Origin of the sequence: Streptomyces sp. SYP-A7185 (assembly GCF_046103685.1) — a bacterium.
Lineage (GTDB): Bacteria > Actinomycetota > Actinomycetes > Streptomycetales > Streptomycetaceae > Streptomyces.
In genome coordinates this window covers 2,349,130-2,371,207 of sequence record NZ_CP122310.1, presented here as the reverse complement: position 1 = coordinate 2,371,207, position 22,078 = coordinate 2,349,130, and the positions used below count along the sequence as shown (strand labels likewise).

22 protein-coding genes are annotated in these 22,078 nt (G+C 73.1%); 7 read left to right on the top strand and 15 right to left on the bottom strand.

Annotation, left to right across the window (positions count from 1 at the left end; genetic code table 11):
- Window positions 1-79 precede the first annotated feature (79 nt).
- On the top strand, window positions 80-1,129 hold the full coding sequence (locus QBL25_RS10335; protein ID WP_409056722.1) for an LLM class F420-dependent oxidoreductase: 1,050 nt from the start codon (window positions 80-82) through the stop codon (window positions 1,127-1,129).
- Between the two features lie 224 nt (window positions 1,130-1,353).
- A complete protein-coding gene (locus QBL25_RS10330; protein ID WP_409056721.1) occupies window positions 1,354-2,142 on the top strand; it encodes a ferritin-like domain-containing protein in 789 nt (262 codons plus the stop codon).
- A 21-nt stretch (window positions 2,143-2,163) separates the two neighbouring features.
- On the opposite strand, the gene corA is transcribed toward QBL25_RS10330, so the two are convergent.
- On the bottom strand, window positions 2,164-3,162 hold the full coding sequence (corA, locus tag QBL25_RS10325; protein WP_409056720.1) for a magnesium/cobalt transporter CorA: 999 nt from the start codon (window positions 3,160-3,162) through the stop codon (window positions 2,164-2,166).
- 62 nt (window positions 3,163-3,224) lie between these two features.
- Between corA and QBL25_RS10320 the strand changes: the two genes are divergently transcribed.
- The 4 genes from QBL25_RS10320 (at window position 3,225) to mshC (ending at window position 6,777) form a co-directional block, all read left to right on the top strand.
- Window positions 3,225-3,911 (top strand): histidine phosphatase family protein, encoded by a 687-nt coding sequence (locus QBL25_RS10320; RefSeq protein ID WP_409056719.1) that lies wholly within the window; start codon window positions 3,225-3,227, stop codon window positions 3,909-3,911.
- Window positions 3,912-3,992: 81 nt separating this feature from the next.
- The gene (locus QBL25_RS10315; protein WP_409056718.1) at window positions 3,993-4,583 is read left to right on the top strand and encodes a DUF3090 domain-containing protein; all 591 of its coding nucleotides are present in this window, start codon (window positions 3,993-3,995) and stop codon (window positions 4,581-4,583) included.
- Window positions 4,547-5,404, top strand: coding sequence for an SCO1664 family protein (locus QBL25_RS10310; RefSeq protein ID WP_409056717.1), 858 nt, complete (start codon window positions 4,547-4,549; stop codon window positions 5,402-5,404). The genes QBL25_RS10315 and QBL25_RS10310 overlap by 37 nt, the downstream gene beginning before the upstream one ends.
- Window positions 5,405-5,547: 143 nt before the next feature.
- Window positions 5,548-6,777 (top strand): cysteine--1-D-myo-inosityl 2-amino-2-deoxy-alpha-D-glucopyranoside ligase, encoded by a 1,230-nt coding sequence (gene mshC / locus QBL25_RS10305; protein WP_409056716.1) that lies wholly within the window; start codon window positions 5,548-5,550, stop codon window positions 6,775-6,777.
- A gap of 141 nt (window positions 6,778-6,918) precedes the next feature.
- Here the strand turns inward: mshC and QBL25_RS10300 are convergent, their stop codons facing one another.
- From QBL25_RS10300 to QBL25_RS10290, 3 genes are all read right to left on the bottom strand, one after another.
- Window positions 6,919-8,709, bottom strand: coding sequence for a S8 family peptidase (locus QBL25_RS10300; protein WP_409056715.1), 1,791 nt, complete (start codon window positions 8,707-8,709; stop codon window positions 6,919-6,921).
- A 212-nt stretch (window positions 8,710-8,921) separates the two neighbouring features.
- Window positions 8,922-9,968: a PAC2 family protein gene (locus QBL25_RS10295; protein ID WP_409056714.1), complete on the bottom strand. Its 1,047-nt coding sequence runs from the start codon at window positions 9,966-9,968 to the stop codon at window positions 8,922-8,924.
- Between the two features lie 140 nt (window positions 9,969-10,108).
- On the bottom strand, window positions 10,109-10,780 hold the full coding sequence (locus QBL25_RS10290; RefSeq protein WP_409056713.1) for a FadR/GntR family transcriptional regulator: 672 nt from the start codon (window positions 10,778-10,780) through the stop codon (window positions 10,109-10,111).
- Window positions 10,781-10,973: 193 nt separating this feature from the next.
- Between QBL25_RS10290 and QBL25_RS10285 the strand changes: the two genes are divergently transcribed.
- Window positions 10,974-11,516: a MarR family winged helix-turn-helix transcriptional regulator gene (locus tag QBL25_RS10285; protein WP_409056712.1), complete on the top strand. Its 543-nt coding sequence runs from the start codon at window positions 10,974-10,976 to the stop codon at window positions 11,514-11,516.
- Between the two features lie 73 nt (window positions 11,517-11,589).
- On the opposite strand, the gene QBL25_RS10280 is transcribed toward QBL25_RS10285, so the two are convergent.
- From QBL25_RS10280 to QBL25_RS10230, 11 genes are all read right to left on the bottom strand, one after another.
- The gene (locus tag QBL25_RS10280; protein ID WP_409056711.1) at window positions 11,590-12,609 is read right to left on the bottom strand and encodes a Rieske 2Fe-2S domain-containing protein; all 1,020 of its coding nucleotides are present in this window, start codon (window positions 12,607-12,609) and stop codon (window positions 11,590-11,592) included.
- A gap of 5 nt (window positions 12,610-12,614) precedes the next feature.
- Window positions 12,615-12,839 carry a recombinase-like helix-turn-helix domain-containing protein gene (locus QBL25_RS10275; RefSeq protein ID WP_409056710.1) on the bottom strand — a complete coding sequence of 75 codons (225 nt, stop codon included), beginning with the start codon at window positions 12,837-12,839 and terminating at the stop codon, window positions 12,615-12,617.
- A gap of 79 nt (window positions 12,840-12,918) precedes the next feature.
- The gene (locus tag QBL25_RS10270) at window positions 12,919-13,860 is read right to left on the bottom strand and encodes a PDR/VanB family oxidoreductase (protein WP_409056709.1); all 942 of its coding nucleotides are present in this window, start codon (window positions 13,858-13,860) and stop codon (window positions 12,919-12,921) included.
- A gap of 70 nt (window positions 13,861-13,930) precedes the next feature.
- Window positions 13,931-15,619 (bottom strand): thiamine pyrophosphate-binding protein, encoded by a 1,689-nt coding sequence (locus QBL25_RS10265; RefSeq protein WP_409056708.1) that lies wholly within the window; start codon window positions 15,617-15,619, stop codon window positions 13,931-13,933.
- An 11-nt stretch (window positions 15,620-15,630) separates the two neighbouring features.
- Window positions 15,631-16,416 carry an SDR family oxidoreductase gene (locus QBL25_RS10260; protein WP_409056707.1) on the bottom strand — a complete coding sequence of 262 codons (786 nt, stop codon included), beginning with the start codon at window positions 16,414-16,416 and terminating at the stop codon, window positions 15,631-15,633.
- Window positions 16,417-16,435: 19 nt separating this feature from the next.
- A complete protein-coding gene (locus QBL25_RS10255) occupies window positions 16,436-17,194 on the bottom strand; it encodes an SDR family oxidoreductase (protein WP_409056706.1) in 759 nt (252 codons plus the stop codon).
- Complete coding sequence (locus QBL25_RS10250; protein ID WP_409056705.1) at window positions 17,187-17,708, bottom strand: cupin domain-containing protein; 522 nt, start codon at window positions 17,706-17,708, stop codon at window positions 17,187-17,189. The genes QBL25_RS10255 and QBL25_RS10250 overlap by 8 nt, the downstream gene beginning before the upstream one ends.
- Entirely contained in the window at window positions 17,699-18,499 is an 801-nt protein-coding gene (locus QBL25_RS10245) for an alpha/beta fold hydrolase (protein WP_409056704.1), read from the bottom strand. The genes QBL25_RS10250 and QBL25_RS10245 overlap by 10 nt, the downstream gene beginning before the upstream one ends.
- The gene (locus tag QBL25_RS10240; RefSeq protein ID WP_409056703.1) at window positions 18,496-19,293 is read right to left on the bottom strand and encodes an aspartate dehydrogenase domain-containing protein; all 798 of its coding nucleotides are present in this window, start codon (window positions 19,291-19,293) and stop codon (window positions 18,496-18,498) included. Before QBL25_RS10240 ends, QBL25_RS10245 begins: the two co-directional genes overlap by 4 nt.
- Entirely contained in the window at window positions 19,290-20,258 is a 969-nt protein-coding gene (locus QBL25_RS10235; protein WP_409056702.1) for a VOC family protein, read from the bottom strand. The genes QBL25_RS10240 and QBL25_RS10235 overlap by 4 nt, the downstream gene beginning before the upstream one ends.
- 47 nt (window positions 20,259-20,305) lie before the next feature.
- Window positions 20,306-21,793, bottom strand: a complete 1,488-nt coding sequence (locus QBL25_RS10230; RefSeq protein WP_409056701.1) for an aldehyde dehydrogenase family protein — start codon at window positions 21,791-21,793, stop codon at window positions 20,306-20,308.
- Window positions 21,794-22,078: the final 285 nt, after the last annotated feature.

The window sequence follows — 22,078 nt, the reverse complement described above, 5'->3', positions numbered from 1 at the left end:
CCCGCCGCTGACGGGCCGCGCACCCACGCGCTACAGTCCCCGGCACAGGAACGTTACTGCTCAGTAAGGGGATTCGGCCATGCAGCTCGGGATCAACCTCGGCTACTGGGGCGCGGGGATGGACGCGGACAACCTCGCCGTCGCCAAGGAGGCCGACAAGCTCGGCTACGCGGTCTGCTGGGCCGCCGAGGCCTACGGCTCGGACGCCGCGACGGTGCTGTCCTGGGTGGCCGCGCAGACCGAACGCATCGACATCGGATCCGCGATCTTCCAGATCCCGGCCCGTCAGCCGGCGATGACCGCCATGACGGCCGCGACCCTCGACTCGCTCTCCGGCGGCCGCTTCCGCCTGGGCCTCGGGGTGTCCGGACCGCAGGTCTCCGAGGGCTGGTACGGCGTCAAGTTCGACAAGCCGCTGGCCCGCACCCGTGAGTACGTCGAGATCGTCCGCAAGGCGATGACGCGCGAGCGCCTGAGCTACGCGGGCGAGCACTGGACGCTGCCGCTGCCGGACGGCCCGGGCAAGCCCCTCAAGCTCACCGTCCACCCGCAGCGCGAGCACATCCCGCTGTACGTCGCCGCGATCGGCCCCAAGAACCTGGAGCAGACCGGCGAGATCGCCGACGGCGCCCTGCTGATCTTCCCCGCGGCCGAGCACCTGGAGGAGACCGCGATCCGCCACCTGCGCGCGGGGCGCGAGAAGGCGGGCAAGACGATGGAGGGCTTCGACGTCGTCCCGACGGTGCCCCTTGCGGTGGGCGACGACGTCAGCGCCCTCGCGGACATGTTCCGCCCGTACACCGCGCTCTACGTGGGCGGCATGGGCAGCCGCAAGCAGAACTTCTACAACCAGCTCGCCCAGCGCATGGGCTACGAGAAGGAAGCGGCCGAGATCCAGGACAAGTACCTGTCCGGCGACAAGGAGGGCGCGGCGGCCGCGATCCCGCGCGAACTGATCGACTCGACGACGCTCCTCGGTTCCGTGGAGCGCATCGCCGAGCGGATGCAGGCCTACGCGGCCGCCGGGGTCACCACTCTGACGCTGGCGCCGGCCGGCTTCACGCTGGACGAGCGGATCGCGGCCCTGCGCGCGGGTACCGAAGCGCTGGAGCGCGCTGGACTGGCGTAACCCGGAGGGAGAAGTTCTGCGGCCGTGGTGGGGGCTCGGGGGTCTTCCCCGCCACGGCCGTCACGGGGCACAACGCGTCAGGGAGCCCCTCGGTTACGGCCCCGTCCGGGGGCAACCGTCCTTCATTCGGCGGAGCTGCCCGTGACACCTGTTGCCACATGCGCGTCCCCGCATTTGACTTGTTCTTTGCGGAGGTTCGCGCTGAGGCCATGGAGGTGCCACGGATGCTGTCGGCCAGGAGTGTCTTCGAGGAGATCCTCGACAACGACGAGTCGTTCCAGCTCTTCTGTTCCATCGCCGCCAGCGGGGAGTCCCAGGGCGGCTGGGAGAACGGGCGCATCGCCGCCCTGCTCCCCGAGGGCCAGCGCGCCCTCACCGCCAAGGTCACCCGGCACGGCGCCGACGAGGACAAGCACGGGCGGATCTTCAACGCCCTGTTGAAGAAGCGCGGCCTGGAGCCGGTCCCCATCCCGCCCGAGACCGACTACACCATGCTCCTGGAGCAGCGCGGCATCGGCCTGGCGCACGACAAGCTGCGCCGCGACGAGCCGCTGACCGAGCGGGACGTCGTCGTCTACCTCGCGCACAGCCGCGTCACCGAACAGCGCGCCGCCGACCAGATGGACATGCTCGTCACGTACTTCGGCGACCACCCCGAGGTCGGCAAGGCCATAAGGATGATCTGCCACGACGAGGACAACCACCTGGCCTACTGCCACGAGGAGTTGCTGCGCCTGGCGGCGGCGGGGCACGGGCGGACGATCCTGGACACCCTGCGCGAGTGCGCCCGGGCCGAGACGCGCGTGTACCGGGACGTGAGCATCGCCGTGATGGGCCACATGGGCCGCATCCTCGACTGGCCGAAGCCCAAGTCCGCGGTGCTCGCCTCGGGCATCCACGCCGTCTACGGGTACGAGCGGTTCGGCGGCTGGCGGCGCATGGTCTCCCTGAAGCAGCCCGAGCGGCGCGACGCCCTGGGCGGGCCCGCCACCTCGGCGGCCGGCTTCGCGTGAGCCGGCCGGGCCGCCCGTCCGCTAGAGCCAGCCGCGGCGCTTGAACAGCCGGTAGAGGAAGAACTCCAGGGCCACCATCAGCAGGATCACGGCGGGGTAGGCCCACACCCAGTGCAGCTCGGGCATGTGGTCGAAGTTCATGCCGTAGATTCCCGCGATCATGGTCGGGACCGCGGCCATGGCCGCCCACGCCGAGATCTTCCGCATGTCGTCGTTCTGCCGCACGCTCATCTGCGCCAGATGCGCGGAGAGGATGTCGGACACCAGGCGGTCGAGGCTGTCCACCCAGTCGTTCACGCGCGTCAGATGGTCGTTGACGTCCCGGAAGAACGGCCGGGCGCTGTCCTTCACGAACGGCACGTCGGGCGCGAAGGGACCCGTCCCGGACAGGCGCATCATGGGCAGCGCCAACGGCCCCGTGGCACGGCGGAACTCCACGATCTGCCGCTTGAACCGGTAGATCCGCGACGCCGTGTTGCGGCTGCCCCCGCTGTCGGGCGAGAAGACCTCCGCCTCCAGCTCCTCCAGGTCGGTCTGCAGCTCGCCCGCGACCTCCAGATAGTGGTCGACCGTGGCGTCGGAGATCGCGTACAGGACGGACGTCGGGCCGTGCTTGAGCATCTCGGGCTCGGCCTCCATGCGGTGGCGCACGACCCCGAGGGGCGAGCCCTCGCCGTGCCGGACCGTCACCACGAAGGCGTCGCCGATGAACACCATGACCTCGCCGGACGACACGGAGTCGCTGTCCGGCTCGTACACCACCGGTTTCAGGACGACGAACAGCGAGTCGTCGTACACCTCCAGCTTGGGCCGCTGGTGCGCCTTCAGGGCGTCCTCCACGGCCAGCGGATGCAGCCCGAACTCCCGGCTGACCTCGTCGAACTCCTCCTCGGTCGGCTCGTGCAGTCCCACCCAGACGAACGCGTCTCCCGCCTTGCGCGCCTCGTCCAGCGCATCGGAGTAATCCGCCCCGCACTCGCTGCGGCGGCCGGCCCGGTACATCGCGCAGTCCACGATCATTGAGCGCATTCTTCCTAACCTGCGCTCGGGGCGCACCCCCTCGGCGGCTTAGGCTGGCCCGCATGCCCACGCTGATCCTCGTCCGGCACGGACGATCCACCGCCAACACCGCGGGTCTGCTCGCCGGGTGGACCCCCGGCGTGGCCCTGGACGAGCGGGGCGCCGCACAGGCCGCCGCGCTCCCCGGACGCCTCGCGGACCTGCCGCTCGCCGAGGTCGTCACGAGCCCGCTCCAGCGCTGCGGGGAGACCGTCGCACCGCTCCTGGCGGCCCGCCCCGGCCTGCGGGCGCACACCGACGACCGCATCGGGGAATGCCACTACGGCGACTGGTCGGGCCGCAAGCTGGCCGAGCTGTCCGACGAGCCGCTGATGGAGGTCGTCCAGCAGCATCCGTCGGCCGCCGCCTTCCCGGGCGGCGAGTCCATGCGCGCCATGCAGACCCGGGCGGCCGAGGCGGTACGCGAGTGGAACGCGCGCGTGGAGCGCGACCACGGCCCCGACGCGGTCTACCTGATGTGCTCGCACGGCGACATCATCAAGTCCCTCGTCGCGGACGCCATCGGCCTCCACCTGGACCTCTTCCAGCGCATCTCCGTGGAGCCCTGCTCCGTCACCGCGATCCGCTTCACGCGGCTGCGCCCCTTCCTCGTACGCCTGGGGGACACCGGCGACTTCGGTTCGCTCGCGCCCCGCGCGGAGCCGCCGGGCAGCGACGCGGCGGTCGGGGGCGATGCGGGAGCACCGTGATCGTCACCCGCAGTAGGGTGCAGTCGTCGCGCCGTACCGGCGCAAATGATCAGCCGCAGTCGATCCCAATGGAGACAGGACGTGTCGCGTCAGGTGTTCCTCTACGACCCGCCGGAACGCTTCGTGGCCGGAACGGTCGGACTCCCCGGACGGCGTACCTTCTTCCTCCAGGCCTCCGCAGGGGTCCGGGTGACCAGCGTCGCCCTGGAGAAGACCCAGGTGGCCGCGCTCGCCGAACGCATGGAAGAACTGCTCGACGAGGTGGTGCGCCGCAGCGGCGGCAACACTCCCGTGCCCGCGGTGGCCCCCTCGGAGGTCAGTGACAGCGCGCCCCTGGACTCGCCCGTCGAGGAGGAGTTCCGCGTCGGCACGATGGCGCTGGCCTGGGACGGCGAGGAAGAGCGGATGATCGTCGAGGCGCAGGCTCTGGTGGAGCTCGACGCCGAGTCCGACGAGGACCTCGCCGAAGCCGAGGAAAGGCTTCTGCAGGACGAGGAGAACGGGCCGCCGATGCTGCGCGTGCGGCTCACCGGGGCGCAGGCGCGCGCGTTCGCCAAGCGCGCCCTGGACGTCGTGAACGCGGGCCGGCCGCCGTGCCCGCTGTGCAGCCTCCCGCTCGATCCGGAAGGACACGTATGCCCGCGGCAGAACGGATACCGGCGGGGCGCGTGAGCGTGGCCACCGGCGCCGACGCCATGGAGTTGCTCGCCCGGGGCGAGCTGACCGTCCGGGGCCGCATCCGCGAGGCCTCGAACGCGGTGCTGTACTGCACCGTCGCGTACGAGGGGCGGGAAGCCGCCTGTGTGTACAAGCCGGTCGCCGGGGAGCGCCCCCTGTGGGATTTCCCCGACGGGACGCTCGCCCAGCGGGAGGTGGCCGCGTACGAGGTCTCCGAGGCGACGGGCTGGGGCCTGGTCCCGCCGACCGTCCTGCGGGACGGGCCGCACGGCGAGGGCATGTGCCAGCTGTGGATCGAGGGCTCGGAGACCGACCCGGAATCCGCCGAGGACGGCGGGGAGCTGCTGGCCCTCGTCGAGGGCGCGGAGCCCGGCGAGGGCTGGAAGGCGATCGGCTTCGCCGACGTGGGGGAGGGCCGCACGGCGCTCCTGGTGCACGCGGACGACGAGCGGCTGCGGCGGCTCTCGGTGCTCGACGCCGTGATCAACAACGCGGACCGCAAGGGCGGCCACCTGCTGACCGACGCGGACCGCCTGTACGGGATCGACCACGGGGTCACGTTCAACGCCGAGGACAAGCTGCGCACGCTCCTGTGGGGCTGGGCGGGTGAGCCGCTGACCGACGAGGCGGTGGCGGTCCTGAAGTCCCTGCGGGACGGGCTGGCCGGGGACGCGCCCCTGGCCCTGCGCCTGGGCAAGCTGATCACCGCGACCGAGCTGGACGCGCTGCGCGCGCGGGTCGGCGCCCTCCTGGCGTCCGGCAAGCACCCGGTGCCCGGCGGCCAGTGGCCCGCCATCCCGTGGCCGCCCGTCTAGCCGCCCGTCCGGCCGGACGGCGGCCAGACGGGCCGCCCGGCGCCGCCGCAGGCGGCCTGAGCAGCGGTGTCAAGAATGTCTCCTCGGCCATAAACCTTGATCCCCGCTCGTATACGGACGCCGCGTCCGGTTAGGCTCATGGCATGCATGCCTGGCCCGCTTCTGAGGTCCCCGCCCTGCCCGGCAAGGGCCGCGACCTCCGGATCCACGACACAGCGACCGGTGGTCTCGTCACCCTTGACCCCGGTCCCGTCGCCCGTATCTACGTCTGCGGCATCACTCCGTACGACGCCACCCACATGGGTCACGCGGCGACCTACAACGCGTTCGACCTCGTGCAGCGCGTGTGGCTCGACACCAAGCGGCAGGTTCATTACGTCCAGAACGTGACCGACGTGGACGACCCGCTCCTGGAACGAGCCATCCGCGACGGCAAGGACTGGGTCGAGCTCGCCGAAGGCGAGACCGCCCTGTTCCGCGAGGACATGACCGCCCTGCGACTGCTCCCGCCGCAGCACTACATCGGAGCCGTCGAGGCGATACCCGGCATCGTGCCGCTCGTCGAACGGCTCCGGGACATGGGTGCCGCCTACGAACTCGAGGGCGACGTCTACTTCTCCGTGGAGTCCGACCCGCACTTCGGTGAGGTGTCCGGCCTCGACGCCGCCGCGATGAAGCTGCTCTCCGCCGAGCGCGGCGGGGACCCGGAGCGTCCGGGCAAGAAGGACCCGCTCGACCCGATGCTCTGGATGGCCGCCCGCGAGGGCGAGCCGAGCTGGGACGGCGCCTCGCTCGGCCGCGGCCGACCCGGCTGGCACATCGAGTGCGTGGCCATCGCCCTCGACCACCTGGGCATGGGCTTCGACGTGCAGGGCGGCGGGTCCGACCTCGCCTTCCCGCACCACGAGATGGGCGCCTCGCACGCCCAGGCGCTCACCGGCGAGCACCCGTTCGCCAAGGCGTACGTGCACGCGGGCATGGTCGGCCTGGACGGCGCGAAGATGTCCAAGTCCAAGGGCAACCTCGTCTTCGTGTCGAAGCTGCGGCGGGACGGGACCGACCCGGCCGCCATCCGCCTCGCGCTCCTGGCGAACCACTACCGCTCCGACTGGGAGTGGACCGGCGGGGTCCTGACCGAGGCCGAAGAGCGCCTCGGCCGCTGGCGCGCCGCCGTCTCGCGGCCCGACGGACCGTCCGCCGACGCCCTCGTCGAGGAGATCCGCGAGGCCCTGGCCGACGACCTGGACTCCCCGGCGGCGCTGGCCGCCGTGGACCGCTGGGCCGCCCGCCAGGCCGCCGAGGGAGGCACCGACGAGGGCGCACCCGGCGTCGTGTCGCGCGCCGTGGACGCCCTGCTCGGCGTCGCCCTCTAAACCGGGCGGGCCGCTGGGCCACCGCCCACCGCGTGGGCCGCTCCGGACATCCAGGAGCGGCCCGGCAAGGTCCATGGCGCCGCGCGCCGCCGGTCCGGCTGCCGCCGCCCTGGTCGCCGCAGCGGCCGACGTCGTGGTGCGTCAGCCCGTGACGACCAGGCCGACGATCTCGTCGTCCGAGAACCAGACGCGTACGTCGGGGTGTCCTGCCGCGAACGCCGCGCGCACCGCCTGGCGGATGTCGGGGGACGGGTCGTTCAGGTTCCGCCACTCCCCGGCGACGAACAGGCGCAGGCGCGAGGGGAGTTCGGGGGGATAGGGGATCAGCTCGTCCCAGTAGCGCTCGGCCCGGCCCGAGCCCACCGCCGACGGCAGCAGATTCGTGACGGCCGCCCTGATGTCGGGGCGGTTGCCGATCCGCTGGGCGGCCGGGCGGCCCGGCGCGTCCTGCTGCGGCGAACCCGTCGACCGCAGCATCGCGCGCGCCCGGTCCGGGGTCATCGGCTGCTGGCCCGCGGCCTTCAGCATGCCCTGGAGACACGCCAGGGCCCCGGCCACGACCGGCGCGGCGGCCGAGGTGCCGCAGAACGTGTCCGTGTACCAGGCGATCTCCTCCGGACCGCCCTGGAGATCGCCGGGCCGGTCCCAGGAGCCACCGGTCGTGGTCGTCTCCTGGCCCCAGCCCTGCGCGTCCACGCGGGTGCCGTAGTTGGAGAAGGCCAGGCGCGAGCGGTCCGGGCCGTGATCGCGGCCGTGGGTGCCGGGCGGCGGCGCGCCCGCCCCGACCAGGACGGCGCGCGAGGGCCGCTCGGAGGGGTTGAAGGGGTTGCGCCACCACGCGGGGAACCCCTCGGGCCCGCGCTCGTACACCGGGTCGTCCAGGGACTCCGCGCCGTTGCCCGCGGCCTCGACGACGATGACGCCCCGCGCGGTGGCGTGCCGGATCGCCGCGTAGTCGTCCGGCCACCACTCCAGGGCGATGTGGCCGCGCTGGTCGTCACGCGGCGCGAAGGCGAACCGGGGCCCCGGCCGGTGCAGTCCGACCAGCACGATGTCGCCGGGACCGAGCCGCTCCGCCGCCGCGTGGAGGGTGGCCGCGGTGCCGAGCGGCTGGACGGAGGCCGTCGCGGTCACGGCCTCGGGGGCGATGCCGGTGATGCCCAGGTCGTTGCGGTCGCCGCCGATCACGCCGATCACCGCCGTGCCGTGGCTGCGCCAGGCCACGTCCTGCACGGGGGTGCCGATGACCGGGTCGGCGAGCTTGCCGGTCAGGTCCTCGTGGCTCGGCTGCCAGGCGCCCTCGACGTCGATCACCGTGACGCCCTCGCCCGAACCGCCGAGCCGCTGCCACGCCCACCGCGCGTCCACGCCCTCGGGCGCCGGGCGCAGATAGCCCTGGCGGCCGGAGTAGTCGGGGGTGGCGGGGGCGCCTTCCGTGCGGCGCCCGGACTCGTCCGCGCCGGGCGGCCCGAGCGGCTCCCGCGTCCGCTGGGGCGGGGGCCGGTCCGTCGCACCGAGCGTCGCCGGCAGGGCGCCGGGCTTGACGTACGCCGTGTCGATCCCCGGCAGCTCGGCCAGCCGCGCGCGAAGCTCCCGCGCCCTGCTCCCCGCGCCGCGCACGCGGTGGAAGAGCGCGAGGTCGGGAAGGTCGGGGAGGCCGCCCGCGGGGTCCCGCCCGCCCGTGGGCCGCAGCCGTTCCTCGTTGCCGAACAGCGGCTCCAGGGTGAGCTGTTCGCCCTCCAGGAACCCATTCAGGGCCGACACGTCAAACCCCGCCGCCGAGCGGACGCCGTCCGTACCGGCCCGCAGCCGTGGCTCCGGCCGCGCGACGACGATCAGCTCCTCGTCGCACGCGCGGTAGGCGAATCCGGCCCCGTCGGGGCCAAGGCCGCTCGCGCCCGGGCCTTCCGACGGTTCTGCCTGGTCGGTCATCGCTCACCGCTCCCTTCGGTCCTCCGGGGTGCCGCGCGTTCAGGGGCACACCTTGCTACCGCCGGGCCCGGCCGTCCACCCTCTTTGCCCCAAGTCCGCTGGGAATCGAGGAGTTCGGTGAACCTCGCGCGCTTCGTCCGGAAGGCACGGTGGGGCGGCACCCTCGCGGATGCCGCCCCACGTCGCCGTGCGCTGTCGCCGTGACCTGCCGTTCAGTCCTCGGCGGAATCGGAGGCTCCCGATTCGCCGCCGCTCTCCTCGTCGGAATCGGTCCCGGTACCGGACTCCGATGCCGGTCCGGGCTCCGGACGCGTCTGCGGTTTCGGCGGCCGGGTGCGGTCGCCGCCGGGGGTGTCCCGGAGGTACGGGGACGTGTCGCCGCCCTCCGTGGCGTGCCCGCCGGGCTGCGGCGGACCGCCGCCGTCGCGCCGGCGCAGATAGCGCTCGAACTCGCGGGCGATCGCCTCGCCGCTCGCCTCGGGCAGCTCCGCGGTGTCCCGGGCCTCTTCGAGTGACTGCACGTACTCGGCGACCTCGCTGTCCTCGGCCGCCAGCTGGTCCACGCCCACCTGCCAGGCACGCGCGTCCTCGGCCAGGTCGCCCAGCGGGATCCGCAGGCCGATCAGGTCCTCCAGGCGGTTCAGGAGGGCGAGGGTGGCCTTCGGGTTCGGGGGCTGCGAGACGTAGTGCGGCACGGCGGCCCACAGGCTCACCGCCGGGACGCCCGCGTGCGTGCACGCCTCCTGGAGGATGCCGACGATGCCCGTCGGGCCCTCGTACTTGGTCTCCTCCAGGTCCATCGTGCGGGCCAGGTCCGGGTCGGAGGTGACGCCGCTGACCGGAACCGGACGGGTGTGCGGGGTGTCGCCGAGCAGCGCCCCCATGATCACGACCAGCTCCACGCCCAGCTCATGGGCGAAGCCCAGGATCTCGTTGCAGAACGACCGCCAGCGCATCGACGGCTCGATCCCGCGCACCAGCACGAGGTCGCGCGGCTTGTCGCCGCCCACGCGGACCACCGAGAGCCGGGTCGTCGGCCAGGTGATCTTGCGGACACCGCCCTCCAGGAAGACCGTGGGGCGGTTGACCTGGAAGTCGTAGTAGTCCTCGGCGTCCAGTGCCGCGAAGACCTCGCCCTTCCACTCCTTGTCGAGATGCGCGACCGCGGTGGAGGCGGCGTCGCCGGCGTCGTTCCAGCCCTCGAACGCGGCCACCATGACCGGGTCGACCAGCTCGGGAACCCCCTCGAGCTCGATCACCCAGGCCTCCTTCCGACGTCCTTTACGTACGCCCCAACCTTACGGCGTCCGGCGGGGCCCTCCGCAGCCCCCTCGCGCGGGCTCCGATGCCTCGATCACTGCCCCGCGGGAGAGCCGCGCACTCCCTCGGCGGGAGTGCTTCACAGCGTCGAGCGCAGCCACTGCTCCACGCTCGCGACGTGCACCGTCGCCCACGACCTGGCCGCCTCGGCGTCGCGGTCGCGCAGCGCGGTGAGGATCGCCCGGTGCTCGTGCAGGGTGCGGCTGACGGCGTCCTCCTGGGTGAGGCCGCGCCAGATGCGGGCCCGGGTGGTGGGTCCGGAGAGGCCGTCGAGGAGCGAGCAGAGCACGGAGTTGCCGGACGACTGCACGATGCCGCGGTGGAACTCCAGGTCGCAGGCGACCAGCTCCTCCACCGAGGGCGCCGCGCCCAGGGCGTCCAACTGCGCCGTCAGGACGTCGAGTTCGGCCTCGGTGATGTGGGCGCTCGCCATGGCCGTGGCGGCCGGCTCCAGGATGCGGCGCACCGCGAGGAACTCCAGGACCGTGTCGTCGCGGTGGAAGTCGACGACGAAGCTCAGGGCTTCGAGCAGGAGCTGCGGGTCCAGACTCGTCACGTACGTGCCGTCGCCCTGCCGGACGTCGAGGATGCGGATCAGCGAGAGGGCGCGCACCGCCTCGCGCAGGGAGTTGCGGGAAAGGCCCAGGTCGGCGGCGAGTTCGCTCTCCTTGGGCAACCGGTCGCCGGGGCGCAGCGCGCCGGAGACGATCATGCCCTTGATCTTTTCGATGGCTTCGTCGGTGACAGCCATGGGGACCTCGCCTCACGAGACAGAAGACATCCGATGTATCGGACGATTATGGCGTGTCCTGGGGCCGTTGCGCACGTGAGTCCGGGGAATCCCTCCGGCGGCGGCCGGGGGACGGGCCGTGCGGGGCGTACTTCTCTCAGGGCTAAGATTTCCCGTACTGACCGCGGTACGGGCGAGAGGGAGGCTACGGCACATGGCCGGGAAGAAGTCGGCGGGGGCCCAGCGGGACGCGGTCGCATCGATCATCGAGGACTGGGCGAGGGAGCGGCCCGATCTCGACACCTCGCCCCTGGAGGTCCTGGCGCGGCTGCACCGGACCTTCCTGCGCTACAACACCAGGCTCACCACGGCGATCGAGCGGCACGGCCTCGCCGTCGCCGGGTTCGACGTCCTGACCGCGCTGCGCAGGGCCGGGGCGCCCTACCGGCTCACGGCGGGCCAGCTCGCCGACTCCGGTCTGGTCTCGTCGGCCGGGGTGACGCTGCGCATCGACCGTCTGGAGAAGGACGGCCTCATCGTGCGCGAGCGCGACGCGGAGGACCGCCGCGTCGTCTACTCACGGCTCACCGACACGGGTCTGGCCAAGATCGACGAGGTGTTCGCCGAGCATCTCGACAACGAACGCCGGATGCTCGACGGACTCTCCCCGGCCGAATGCCGCCAGCTGGCCCGGCTGATGTCCAAGCTGGAGCGCTCCATCACCGACTCCGACACCCCTCACGAGCCGCAGGCCTGAGCCGTCACGGGACGGACGGCCGACCCGGCATGAGACGGACGGCCGAGCCGTCACGGGACGCGGGCCCGGCCCGTCACGCCCCGGCGGCCTGGGCCTCGGCCTCCGCGCGGTACATCCGGCGCAGCCGGACCACGCCCAGGTCGTGCTGGTAGAGGTTCTCGCGCTGGTCGGCGTCGGCGGGCATGGCCTCCAGCATCACCCGGTCCTGCTCAAGGACCTGCCAGTGGCGCTCCTCGATGAGGGTCTTGTAGAGGAAGCGCCAGGTGTCGCGCTGCCAGCCCCGCACACGGCGGTAGCGCCAGAAGAAGACACCGGTGCGGTTCTCGTCGACCGGGCAGACCATGCCGACGATCCCGAACGGCCCGCCGGGCCCGGCCGACGGCGGGTACGGGATGGTCAGGTCCACCCAGTCCACGCCCGTGCGGCACAGCTCGACCCAGTCGAAGTTGACGCCCCGCTGGTCGGTCTTCTCGAAGAAGTAGCCGCGGTCCGTCTCCCGGATGCGGAACTTGGCGGTGGTGTCGCCGTCGTACATCGTGTGCGACTCGTGGTGCAGGAAGGCGCCGTGCATCGGGTCGAGGAGGTTCTCCACCGCGAACCGCCAGGGGCCGTTCCACTCCGCGTAGCAGAGGATCGCGTCGACATCGGGGTCGGTGAGCGGCTCGGGCAGCGTCAGCTCGGCAGGCTCCGGGTGCTCCTCGTCGCCGAAGTACGCGAGGACCGCGCCGCCGATCTCCCGCACGGGCAGCGACGTGACGAGTTTCTTGCCCTCCAGATTGCAGCCGGGCAGCCCCGGTACGGAGGAGACGGTGCCGTCGGTCTCGACCTCGACCCCGTGGTACCAGCAGGCCACCCGGTCGCCCAGGTGTTTGCCCAGGGAGAGGGGCGCCCCCCGGTGCGGACAGCGGTCGGCGAGCATGGACAGGGCGCCGTCCGAGCGCCGGAAGAGCAGCCACTGCTCGCCGAGCGCGGTGACCTTGCGCATGGCGCCGGGGGCGACGAAGTCCGAGGGGACGACGGGGTGCCACTGGTTGCGCAGACCGGTGGCGTAGATGTGGTCGGCGCTGGCGGCGGGGCCGGCAAGAGGGGTCATCGGGGTCACGCTCCCAGTCGGTTCATCTCGGCACGGAAGGACGCTTCGGTCCACGGGGTCCCGTCGGGGGCGTGGACCTGACGGCTGTTCAAGCCGCGCACGACGTCGGAGAGTTCGTGGCCCTCCTTGGTGAAGACCTCTTCGAGGGTGGCGGCGAGCTTGTACTCGTAGGGAGTCGGCTCGTGCGTACGGGACTGGTGCACGTCCAGGTACGGCCAGGCGGTGGTCACGGGTGCCTCCGGTGGGGAATCACGGATCGGGGGGTCGCGGATCGGGGGGTCGCGGATCGGGAGATCGCGGATCGGGGGATCACAGGTCGAGGACGAGAGGACCGGACGCGCAGCGCGAGACGCAGATCATCATCGAGGTGTTCGCGGCGTGCTCGGCCTCGCTGAGCAGGAAGTCGCGGTGGTCGGGCGTCCCGTCGAGCACGCGGGTCTCGCAGCTGCCGCAGATGCCTTCCTGGCAGGAGCTGGCCACGGTGATCCCGGCCGCCTCGGCGGCCTGGAGGACCGAGGTGTCCTCGTCGACGGAGAGCGTCACGCCGGAGCGGCGGCACTCCACCTCGAACGCGGAGTCGTCGCCGGTCCGCTCCACGACGGGCGCCGAGAACCGCTCCACGCGCAGCCGGTCGGCGGGGCAGCGCGCCTCCACGGCGGCGAGCAGCGGCTCGGGCCCGCAGCAGTACACGAGCGTGCCCTCGGGCAGGTCGTCCAGGGCCGCGGCGAGGTCGATGTGCCCGTGCTCGTCCTGCGGGACGAGGGTCACCTCGCCACCCAGCGCCGCCAGTTCGTCGGTGAAGGCCATCGACCCCCGGGTGCGGCCGCCGTACACCATGCGCCAGTCGGCCCCGCGCCGGGCGGCCTCGCGCGCCATGGCGAGGAGCGGGGTGATGCCGATGCCGCCCGCGACGAAGAGGTAGCCGGGCGCGTCCTCCAGGGCGAAGTGGTTGCGGGGCTCGGACGCGGTGACGCTCTGGCCGGGCCGCAGCGTGGTGTGCACGTGCCGCGAACCGCCGCGCGAGGACGCCTCGTTGAGGACGCCGATGCGGTACGCCGACCCGTTGCGCGGGTCGCCGCACAGGCTGTACTGGCGTACGTGTCCGCCCGTGTGCAGGTCGAGGTGCGCGCCCGGGGTCCAGGCGGGCAGCGGCTTGCCCTCGGGGTGGGTGAGCTCGACGGAGAGCACTCCGTCCGCCTCCCAGGTCATGCGGCGCACCAGCAGGGTGTGTGTGCTCTCGTGCTCGCTCATGCCGGGTCGGTCCTCCTCACTGGCCTTGCCGGCCTCACTGGCCTTGCCGGCCTCACTGGCCTTGCCGGCCTCACTGGCCGGGGATCTTGACGGGCGGGGTGAACGGGTTCTTCATCGGTCCCAGGCGGGCCAGGTCGACCTCGACGAGGGTCGGCCCGTCGGACGCCACGGCGTGGGAGATCACCGGCTGCGCGTGCTCCTCGGCGGCGATCCGCGCGTAGGTGAGTCCGCAGGCGCGGGCGAGGAGTTCGAAGTCGGGCGTGGCGAGGTCAACGCCGGAGCGGCGCTCGGCGTAGCGGTCCTGCATGTTGCGCAGCACCCCGTACCCGCCGTCGTTGAAGACGATCAGGGTCAGCCGGGGCCGCTCCTGGGCGAGCGTGAGCAGTTCGCCCAGGTGGACGGCGAGCCCGCCGTCCCCGGCGAGGACGACCGTGGGCGCGTCGGGCCGGGCGAGGGCCGCGCCGATGCCCATGCCGAGCCCCTGCCCGATGCCGCCGCCGCGGGGGAAGACGTTGGCGCGGGGGTCGTACATCTCCAGGAGCCGGTTGCCCCAGCTGCTGGACGGGATGGTCACGTCGCGGGCCACGACGGCATCGCGGGGCAGCGCGGCCCGCAGGGCGTCGCAGATGGCGGCCTGGGGGCCGATGCTGTCGTGCAGGGTGGCGCGGACCTCCTCGCGGACGGCGGCGACCCGCCGCGTCCAGCCCTCTTCGGCCCGGCGCGCGTGCGGCAGCAGGGCCGCGAGCACGCCCGACGCGTCGCCGTGCAGGGCGTGCCGTGCCGGATACACCCGGCCCAGGGCGGCGGCGTCGACGTCGATCTGGATGTGCGCGCCGGGCAGCGTGAGCCCGTAGTCGGCGGTCTCGTTGGACCGGAAGTGCGTGCCGACGGTCAGCAGGACGTCCGCGTCGGCGAGGAGGGCGCGGGCGGCCGGCGTGGTGGCGAAGTTCCCGACGACCTGCGGGTGGTCCTCGGGCACGGCGCCCCGGCCGGAGTTCGAGGTGAGCAGCCCCGCGCCGGTGGCGTGCAGCAGCCGGCCCAGCTCGGCACCCGCGGAGGTGGCTCCCCCGCCCGCCCAGACGAGGGGCCGCTCGGCCGACCCCAACAGGGCCCGCGCGGCAGCCAGTTCCGCATCACCGGGTACGGGGAGGTCCGCCGCGGGTGCTTCGAGCGCGAGGTCCGTCTGGGCCGCGTACTGGAGGTCCACCGGCCACTCCACGCTCGCCGGGCCGCCCGGCGACGCGAGGGCGGCCCGCGCCGCCTCGCGCAGGATCCGCCCGGCCGCGTCGGCGGACGGCACCGTCGCCGCGTACGCGGAGACCGCCCGGAGCATGCCCAGCTGGTCCTTGGTCTCGTGGATGAAGCCCCGGCCGCTGCCCAGGAACGCGCTCTCCACCTGCCCGGTGACGTGCAGGACGGAGGTGCCCGCGCTCAGCGCCTCGACGAGTGACCCGGCCGCGTTGCCCGCGCCCGTGCCCGTCGAGGTGAGCGCGCAGCCCAGGGAGCCGCGGGCCCGCCCGTAGGCGTCGGCCGCGTTCACGGCGGTCGCCTCGTGGCGGACCGGCACGAAACGCAGCTCCCGGTCGACGGCTTCGACCAGCGGCAGATTGTGCACGCTGACGATCCCGAAGACCGTGTCGACGCCGAGTTCCCGCAGGACGGCGACGAGGAGGTCGCCGCCGGTGGCGTGGTGCGCGGGTGCCGTGGCCGGCTCGGAGGGAGTGGCCGCCACGGATGGGGTGGGAGGCAGGGCTGACATGGGTGAGCTCCTCAGAGGATGCCGCGGCCGACGCCGCCGCAGACGTCGATGCTGGTGCCGGTGGTGTACGAGGCGCGGGGCGAGAGCAGCGCGACGATCGCGTACGCGACCTCCTCCGCGCGGCCGAGCCGGCCCAGCGCGATGCCGCGGTCCGCGGCGAGCTCCGCCTGCCAGTCCGCGTAGCTGAGCCCCGAGCCGGCGGCCGCGTGGCGGCGGGTCCACTGGCCGGTGTCGATCAGGCCCAGGCAGACCGAGTTGACGCGGATGCCCTCCGGGGCGAGCTCCGTGGCCAGGGACTTGGAGAGGTTGAGGATGCCCGCGCGGGCCGCGCTCGTGGTGATGAGGCGGGGCTCGGGCTGCTTGGCGAGGACCGCGTTGACGTTCACGACGCTCGCCGCGTCCGAGGCCGCCAGATGCGGGCGGGCCGCGTGCAGGGGGTTGAGGACCCCGGCGAACTTCAGCTCCAGCTCGTCGCGCCAGTCCTCGGCGGTCGAATCGGCCAGGCCCTTCATGCGGGACTGCCCCGCGTTGTTGACGAGTCCGTCGAGCGAGCCGAAGGCGGCGGCCGCGCGCTCGGTGAACTCCCGTACGGCGTCGGCGTCGCGCACGTCGCACACCCCGGTGAGGAGGCGGTCGCCGCCGCCGGTACGTGCTGCCGCCCTGGCCAGGCGGTCGGCGTCACGCCCGCAGGTCGCGACGTTCGCGCCCTCGTCGAGCAGGGCGCGGACCGTGGCCAGGCCGACGCCCGAGCTGCCGCCGGTGACCAGGACGGTCCGGTCAGAGAGGCCCAGATCCATGAGTGGTGGCTCCGTTGCGTCAGTTCATGGTGAAGCCGCCGTTGACGGCGATCACCTGTCCGGTCAGATAGCGGGACTCCTCGGAGAGGAGGAAGGAGACGAGCCCGACGAGGTCGTCCGGCTGCTGCGGGCGCGAGATGGCCCGGTTGCCCCGGTAGAGCGCGTGCCGCTCGGCGGGCACCGTCTCGGTGGCCTCGACCTCGGTGAGGCCGGGCGCCACCGCGTTCACGGTGATGCCCTTGTCGCCGAGCTCGCGTGCCATCGCCCGGCTCAGCGCGATGACCGCGCCCTTGGAGGCGATGTAGTGGGCCAGGCGCGGCGACCCGTAGAGGGCCGCGTCCGAGGCGATGTTGACGATCCTGCCGGGGGCGGCGAAGAGCGGGTGGAGGGCCTTGGCGACCAGCCACGGGCTGCGGGCGTTGACCGCCATCAGGCGGTCCCACACCGCGACGTCGATGTCCTGGAACTCCTTGCCGCCGACGCCGTTGGCGAGCGCGGCGTTGTTGACCAGGCCGTACAGCGGCCCCAGGTCCCGTACGAAGGAGGCGAGGCCGGCCACCGACGCCGGGTCCGCCACGTCGCACCGCACGAAATGCGCGTCGAGGCCCTGCGCGCGCAGCCCGGCGACGGCCTCGCCGCCGAGCCCCGCGTCCACCTCGGCGACGACGACCCGGAAGCCGTCCTCGCCCGCCCGGCGGGCCATGGCCAGTCCCAGGCCACGGCCCGCGCCGGTGACGACGACGGTGCGGCCGTCCGTCACGGGGGACGGGTCAGTCACGGGTGACGCCGTGCATGGGCGAGTGCTCGGGGTAGGTCGGCACCTGCGGCTTCCGGGTGCCGATGACGACGCAGAACAGCGCGTCGGTGTCGCCCTCGTTCTTCAGGGAGCGCGCCACGCCCGCCGGGACGACGATCATGTCGCGGTAGCCGAGGGTGCGGTACTCGGCCTCGTCGGCGCCGCGGTGGATGCCCACCTTGACCTGGCCCTCCAGGACGAAGAAGGCCTCCTCGACGTCGTGGTGGGTGTGCTCGGGGCCCTCGGCGCCGGGCGGAAGCAGCATGTTGGAGAAGGTGAAGCCGCCGGACGGCAGGATGCGGCTGTCGTTCTCGTGGTTGCCGGTAGCGCCGGAGCCGACGTAGCGGATCTGGCCGCGGCGGTACTGCGGGCCGGCCTTCTCCTGGAAGGAGAGCGTGCTGAAGTCCGCGACCCGGGAGTCCTTGGTGGCGATCAGCGAGTCGGTGTACGTGCCGAGGTCGCCGCCGTTGTCGTAGTCGGTCGTGGTCAGAGGCATGAGGAAGGCTCCTGTTCGGGGATGCGGGCGGTGATGCGGAGGTGGGAGAGGACCCAGGCGTTGAACGCCTCGGGCCGCTCCTGGTTGGCCAGGTGACCGGCGTCCTTGACGATCACGTAGGCGGATCTGTGCAGGGCCCCGGCGAGGGCCTGGGAGGCCTCGACGCCGGTGACCCGGTCCAGGTCGCCGCAGAGGACGAGGGTGGGAGCGCCGATCGAGGGGATCTCGGGGCGCAGGTCGGCGCCGGCCATGGACGCGGCGGCGTACGCGTATCCGGGCAGTCGCACGGAGGCGGCCATGGTGTCGACGACGCGCCGGACGAGCCGAGGGGGCGCGTCCGGCGAGACGAGCCGTGGCCCGCGCCGCTCGGCGAAGGCCCGCGGCCCCAGCTCCGCGAGCTCGTCGGCCCGCCGGCGCATGGCGTCGGCCTTGGCGGGGTCGGTGCCGGAACCGGCGCTGGAGTCCGCGACGATCAGCGAGTCCACGAGCTCCGGGTGCCGGGCCGCGAGCCGCAGCGCGATCACCCCGCCCCAGGAGACGCCGAGGACGTGGGCGCTCGCGCCGCGCTCCCGGATGAGGCCGGCCGCCGCGTCCACGAAGCCGTCCAGGTCCAACGGGCCCTCCGGATCGGGGGACTCGGCGTACCCGGGAGCGTCCCAGGCCACGACCCGTACGTACGCGGACAGCTCGGCGAGCTGCGGTGCGAAGGCGGCGGAGGAGGAGCCGATGCCGTGCAGGCAGAGCAGCAGCGGCCCGGCGGAACCCGCCTCCGTCACGTGGAGGGCGGTCACAGGATCTGCCCCGAACGGCCCGCGAGCGCCGCGAGGCTGCGCAGCACCGCGTACGGCACGACCTGGCTGGTCGCCGGGTTGCCCGGGTCCGGCAGATGCGCGACCTCGAAGCGGTACGAGCCGTGCGCGCCGGACGCCTCGACGACGTGCCGCGTGTGGTGGGCGCCGGGATCGGCGACGACCTGGACCCGCACAGCGTCCAGGTCGCCGACGGCGAGGGCGACCGAGGCCGCGACGTTCGTCGACTTGGGGAACTTGACCGGGACGTCGCGCGCGGTCCCGGACATGACCTCGACCGGTCCGGTCGCCGTCCGCATGCGCGCCAGCAACCCGGCGTCCATCCACGGCTGTTCGAGGGTCGAGGGCAGCTTGGTGGTGGTGAGCCTGACCTCGTCGAGCGGCCCGAGGGAGCGCACCGCCTGGAGCAGGTCGAGCCCGCCGACCGCGCCCCCGGTGAAGTACACCCGGCCGGGACCGGCGGCCAGGAGCCGTTTGGACAGCTCCTCGTCGGTGAGCGCGCCGGTCGAGGCGATCAGGAGGTCGGTCCCGGAGGCCAGGACGCGCTCGCCCCACTCCCGTACGACCCCTTGGCCCGCCGCCTCGACGAGGAGATCGCAGCGCTCCATCGCCTCGTCGAAGGAGACCTGCGGGGCCGGGGCGCTCTCGCCGAGCGGGCGGTTGTCGACGAGGCACGTCAACTCGGCTCCGCCGACCCGCCGTTCGGCGAGCGCGGCGCCCACGACCCGTCCGATGGCACCCCAGCCGACGATGCCGACCTTGCGTACGGCACTCATGCCGGGACCTCCGGTTCGTCGCGCGGGGAGAGCGGGCCGGGGTCGGGGGACCCCGCCATGTGGCAGCGGATCTCCTTCGACGGCGGCCCCGCCGTGCCCCACAGGTCGGACAGCTCGGGCACCCGCCGCCACACCCGGGCGATCCACGCGTCCTCGACGATCTGCGCGACCTCGGAGGTGTACTCGCAGACCAGCCCGGAGGGATCGGTGAAGTAGGAGAAGGTGTTGTTGCCGGGGCCGTGGCGGCCCGGACCCCACTGCGGGTCGACGCCGTGGTGCCGGAGCCGGCCGAGGCCCCGCATGAAGTGGTCGACCGAACTCATCTCGTACGCCACGTGGTTGAGCGAGGCCCACTCGGCCTGGTTGAAGGCGATGCAGTGGTGGTCGGCGTTGCAGCGCAGGAAGGCCATCTGGTGCTCGGACCAGTCGGAGACGCGCAGGCCGAGGACCTCGCGGTAGAAGGCGACGGAGGCGTCGATGTCCGCGGTGTTGAGCACGGCGTGCGTGACGCCGACCGGCACGGCCCCGTCCCGGCCGCGCGGCGCCACCGCGTGGACCTCGGCGCTGATCTCGATCAGGCGGTGCTCGGGGTCGGTGAACCGCAGGCCGTAGCCGCCGCCGACCTGGTCGAGGGGGCCCGGCCCGGCGACCGGCGTGATGCCGCGGGCCAGGAGCCGGCGGGCGGCCTCGTCGACCTCGGCGGGCGTGCCCACCGCGAAGGAGAGCCTGCCGAGGCCGACGCGGTCGGCGCGGGTGAGCTGGAGGGCGTGGTGCTCGGTGCCGGTGCCGCGCAGCCAGGCGGCCGTGCCGCGCTCGGCCTCCACGGTCTCCAAGCCCCAGACCTCCTGGTAGAAGTCGGCCGCCTCGGTGAAGGAGGGCGTGAGCAGCTCCACGGAGCGCAGGGCACGCAGCCGGGCGATCGGGGGCGCGGCGCCGCGGGACGGCGCGGGAGGGGGTGGGGACATGACCTGCTCCAGAGGTACGGGGTTCGGGTGGCCCAGCAGCCGGTCCATCAGCCGGCCCAGGGGAGTGGCGCGTCGGACACGCCCCAGTACAGGGACTTCTGGCGCTGGTAGGCGCGGATGCCGTCGCGGCCCTTCTCGCGGCCGAGGCCGCTCTCCTTCATGCCGCCGAAGGGCGTGGCGATGCTGAACTGCTTGTAGGTGTTGATCCAGACCGTGCCCGCGTCGACGCGGCGCGCGATCCGCCGGGCGGCTTGGTGGTCGCGGGTCCAGATGCCGCAGGCGAGCCCGTAGACGCTGGAGTTGGCCTGCCGCACGAGGTCGTCCTCGTCGTCGAAGGGCAGCGCGACCAGGACGGGTCCGAAGATCTCCTCCTGGCAGGTCCGCGAGGTGTTGGCGAGGCCGTCCAGGACGGTGGGCAGGTAGTACGCCCCGTCCCGGTACGCGGGGCCTTCCGGCGCGCCGCCGCCGCACAGCACCCGTGCGCCTTCCTCGCGGGCGAGGTCGACGTACGCGGCGACGGAGTCGCGGTGCTCGTGGTGGACGAGGGGCGCGACCTGGGTGTCGGGGGCGGTGCCGGGGCCGACCCGCAGCTTCTGCGTGCGCCGCACCAGTTCGCCGACGAAGTCGTCGTACAGCTCGCGGGCGACGAAGAGCCGGGAGCCCGCGACGCAGGACTGGCCGCTGGAGGAGAAGATCCCGAACAGCACGCCGGCCAGGGCCTGTTCGACGTCGGCGTCGGCGAGGACGACCGTCGGGGACTTGCCGCCCAGTTCGAGCGAGAGCGGCATCAGCTTCTCGGCCGCCGCGTGGGCGAGGGTGCGGCCCGTGCTCGTGCCGCCGGTGAAGGTGACCTTGCCGACGTGCGGATCGCGCACGATCGCGTCCCCGACGACGCTGCCGCGGCCGGTGAGGACGGACAGCAAGGCGGCCGGGAGCCCGGACTCCGCCAGGGCGCCGCTGATGAGGCGGCCGAGCGCCAGGGAGACGAGCGGGGTCCACTCGGCGGGCTTGAGCAGGACCGCGTTGCCGGCCGCGAGGGCCGGGGCGAGCTTCTGGGCGTCGCTGGCCACGGGGGAGTTCCAGGGGTTGATCGCGCCGACGACGCCGATCGGCTCGTGCACGCTCAGCGTCACGTAGTCCCCGCGCGCCGGGGTGAGCGTCTCCTCGGCGGTCTCCAGGACGGCGGCCGTGTAGCGGAAGGTGGCCGCCGCGCTGGCCACCAGGGCGCGGGTCTCGGTGAGCGCCTTGCCGGTGTCGGCGGTCTGCAGGGCCGCGAGGTCATCCGCCGACTCCTCGATCAGGGCGGCGATCCGGTGCAGGAACAGGGCGCGCCGGTGGGGCAGCAGGTCGCGCCAGCGCGGGTCGGTGGCGGCCTCGGCCGCCCCCCGTGCCGCTTCGGCGACCTCGTCGCGGGAGACGGCGTGGACGGTGGCGAGGACGCGGCCCGTGGCGGGGTCGACGGTGTCGGCCGGGGCGCCCGCGCCGCGTCGCCACTCGCCCGCGATGAGCGCTTCGTCGGCTGGGATGCGGGGCATGGGGGCCTCCTGGCGGAACGGGGCGTGAGCGAACGGGGCGTGGCGGGACGGAACTTGAGGGACGGGTTCCGGGTGAGCGCCATCCGGTCTTCGGTAAGCGCTAGAAATCTAAGGGCTTAAATATCTGAAGCGCAAGACCTGTCCGTCGACGTTCTTCCTGGATTTCCCCTGCGGAGACTCTTGACGCGCTCCGGTGCCGGGGCGGTACAACTTAAGCGCTTAGAAACTTTGCGCTTACCCGCTTCTTGGCTTGAGTTTCCCCAGACTCCGTGGCCGTCGCGTTCC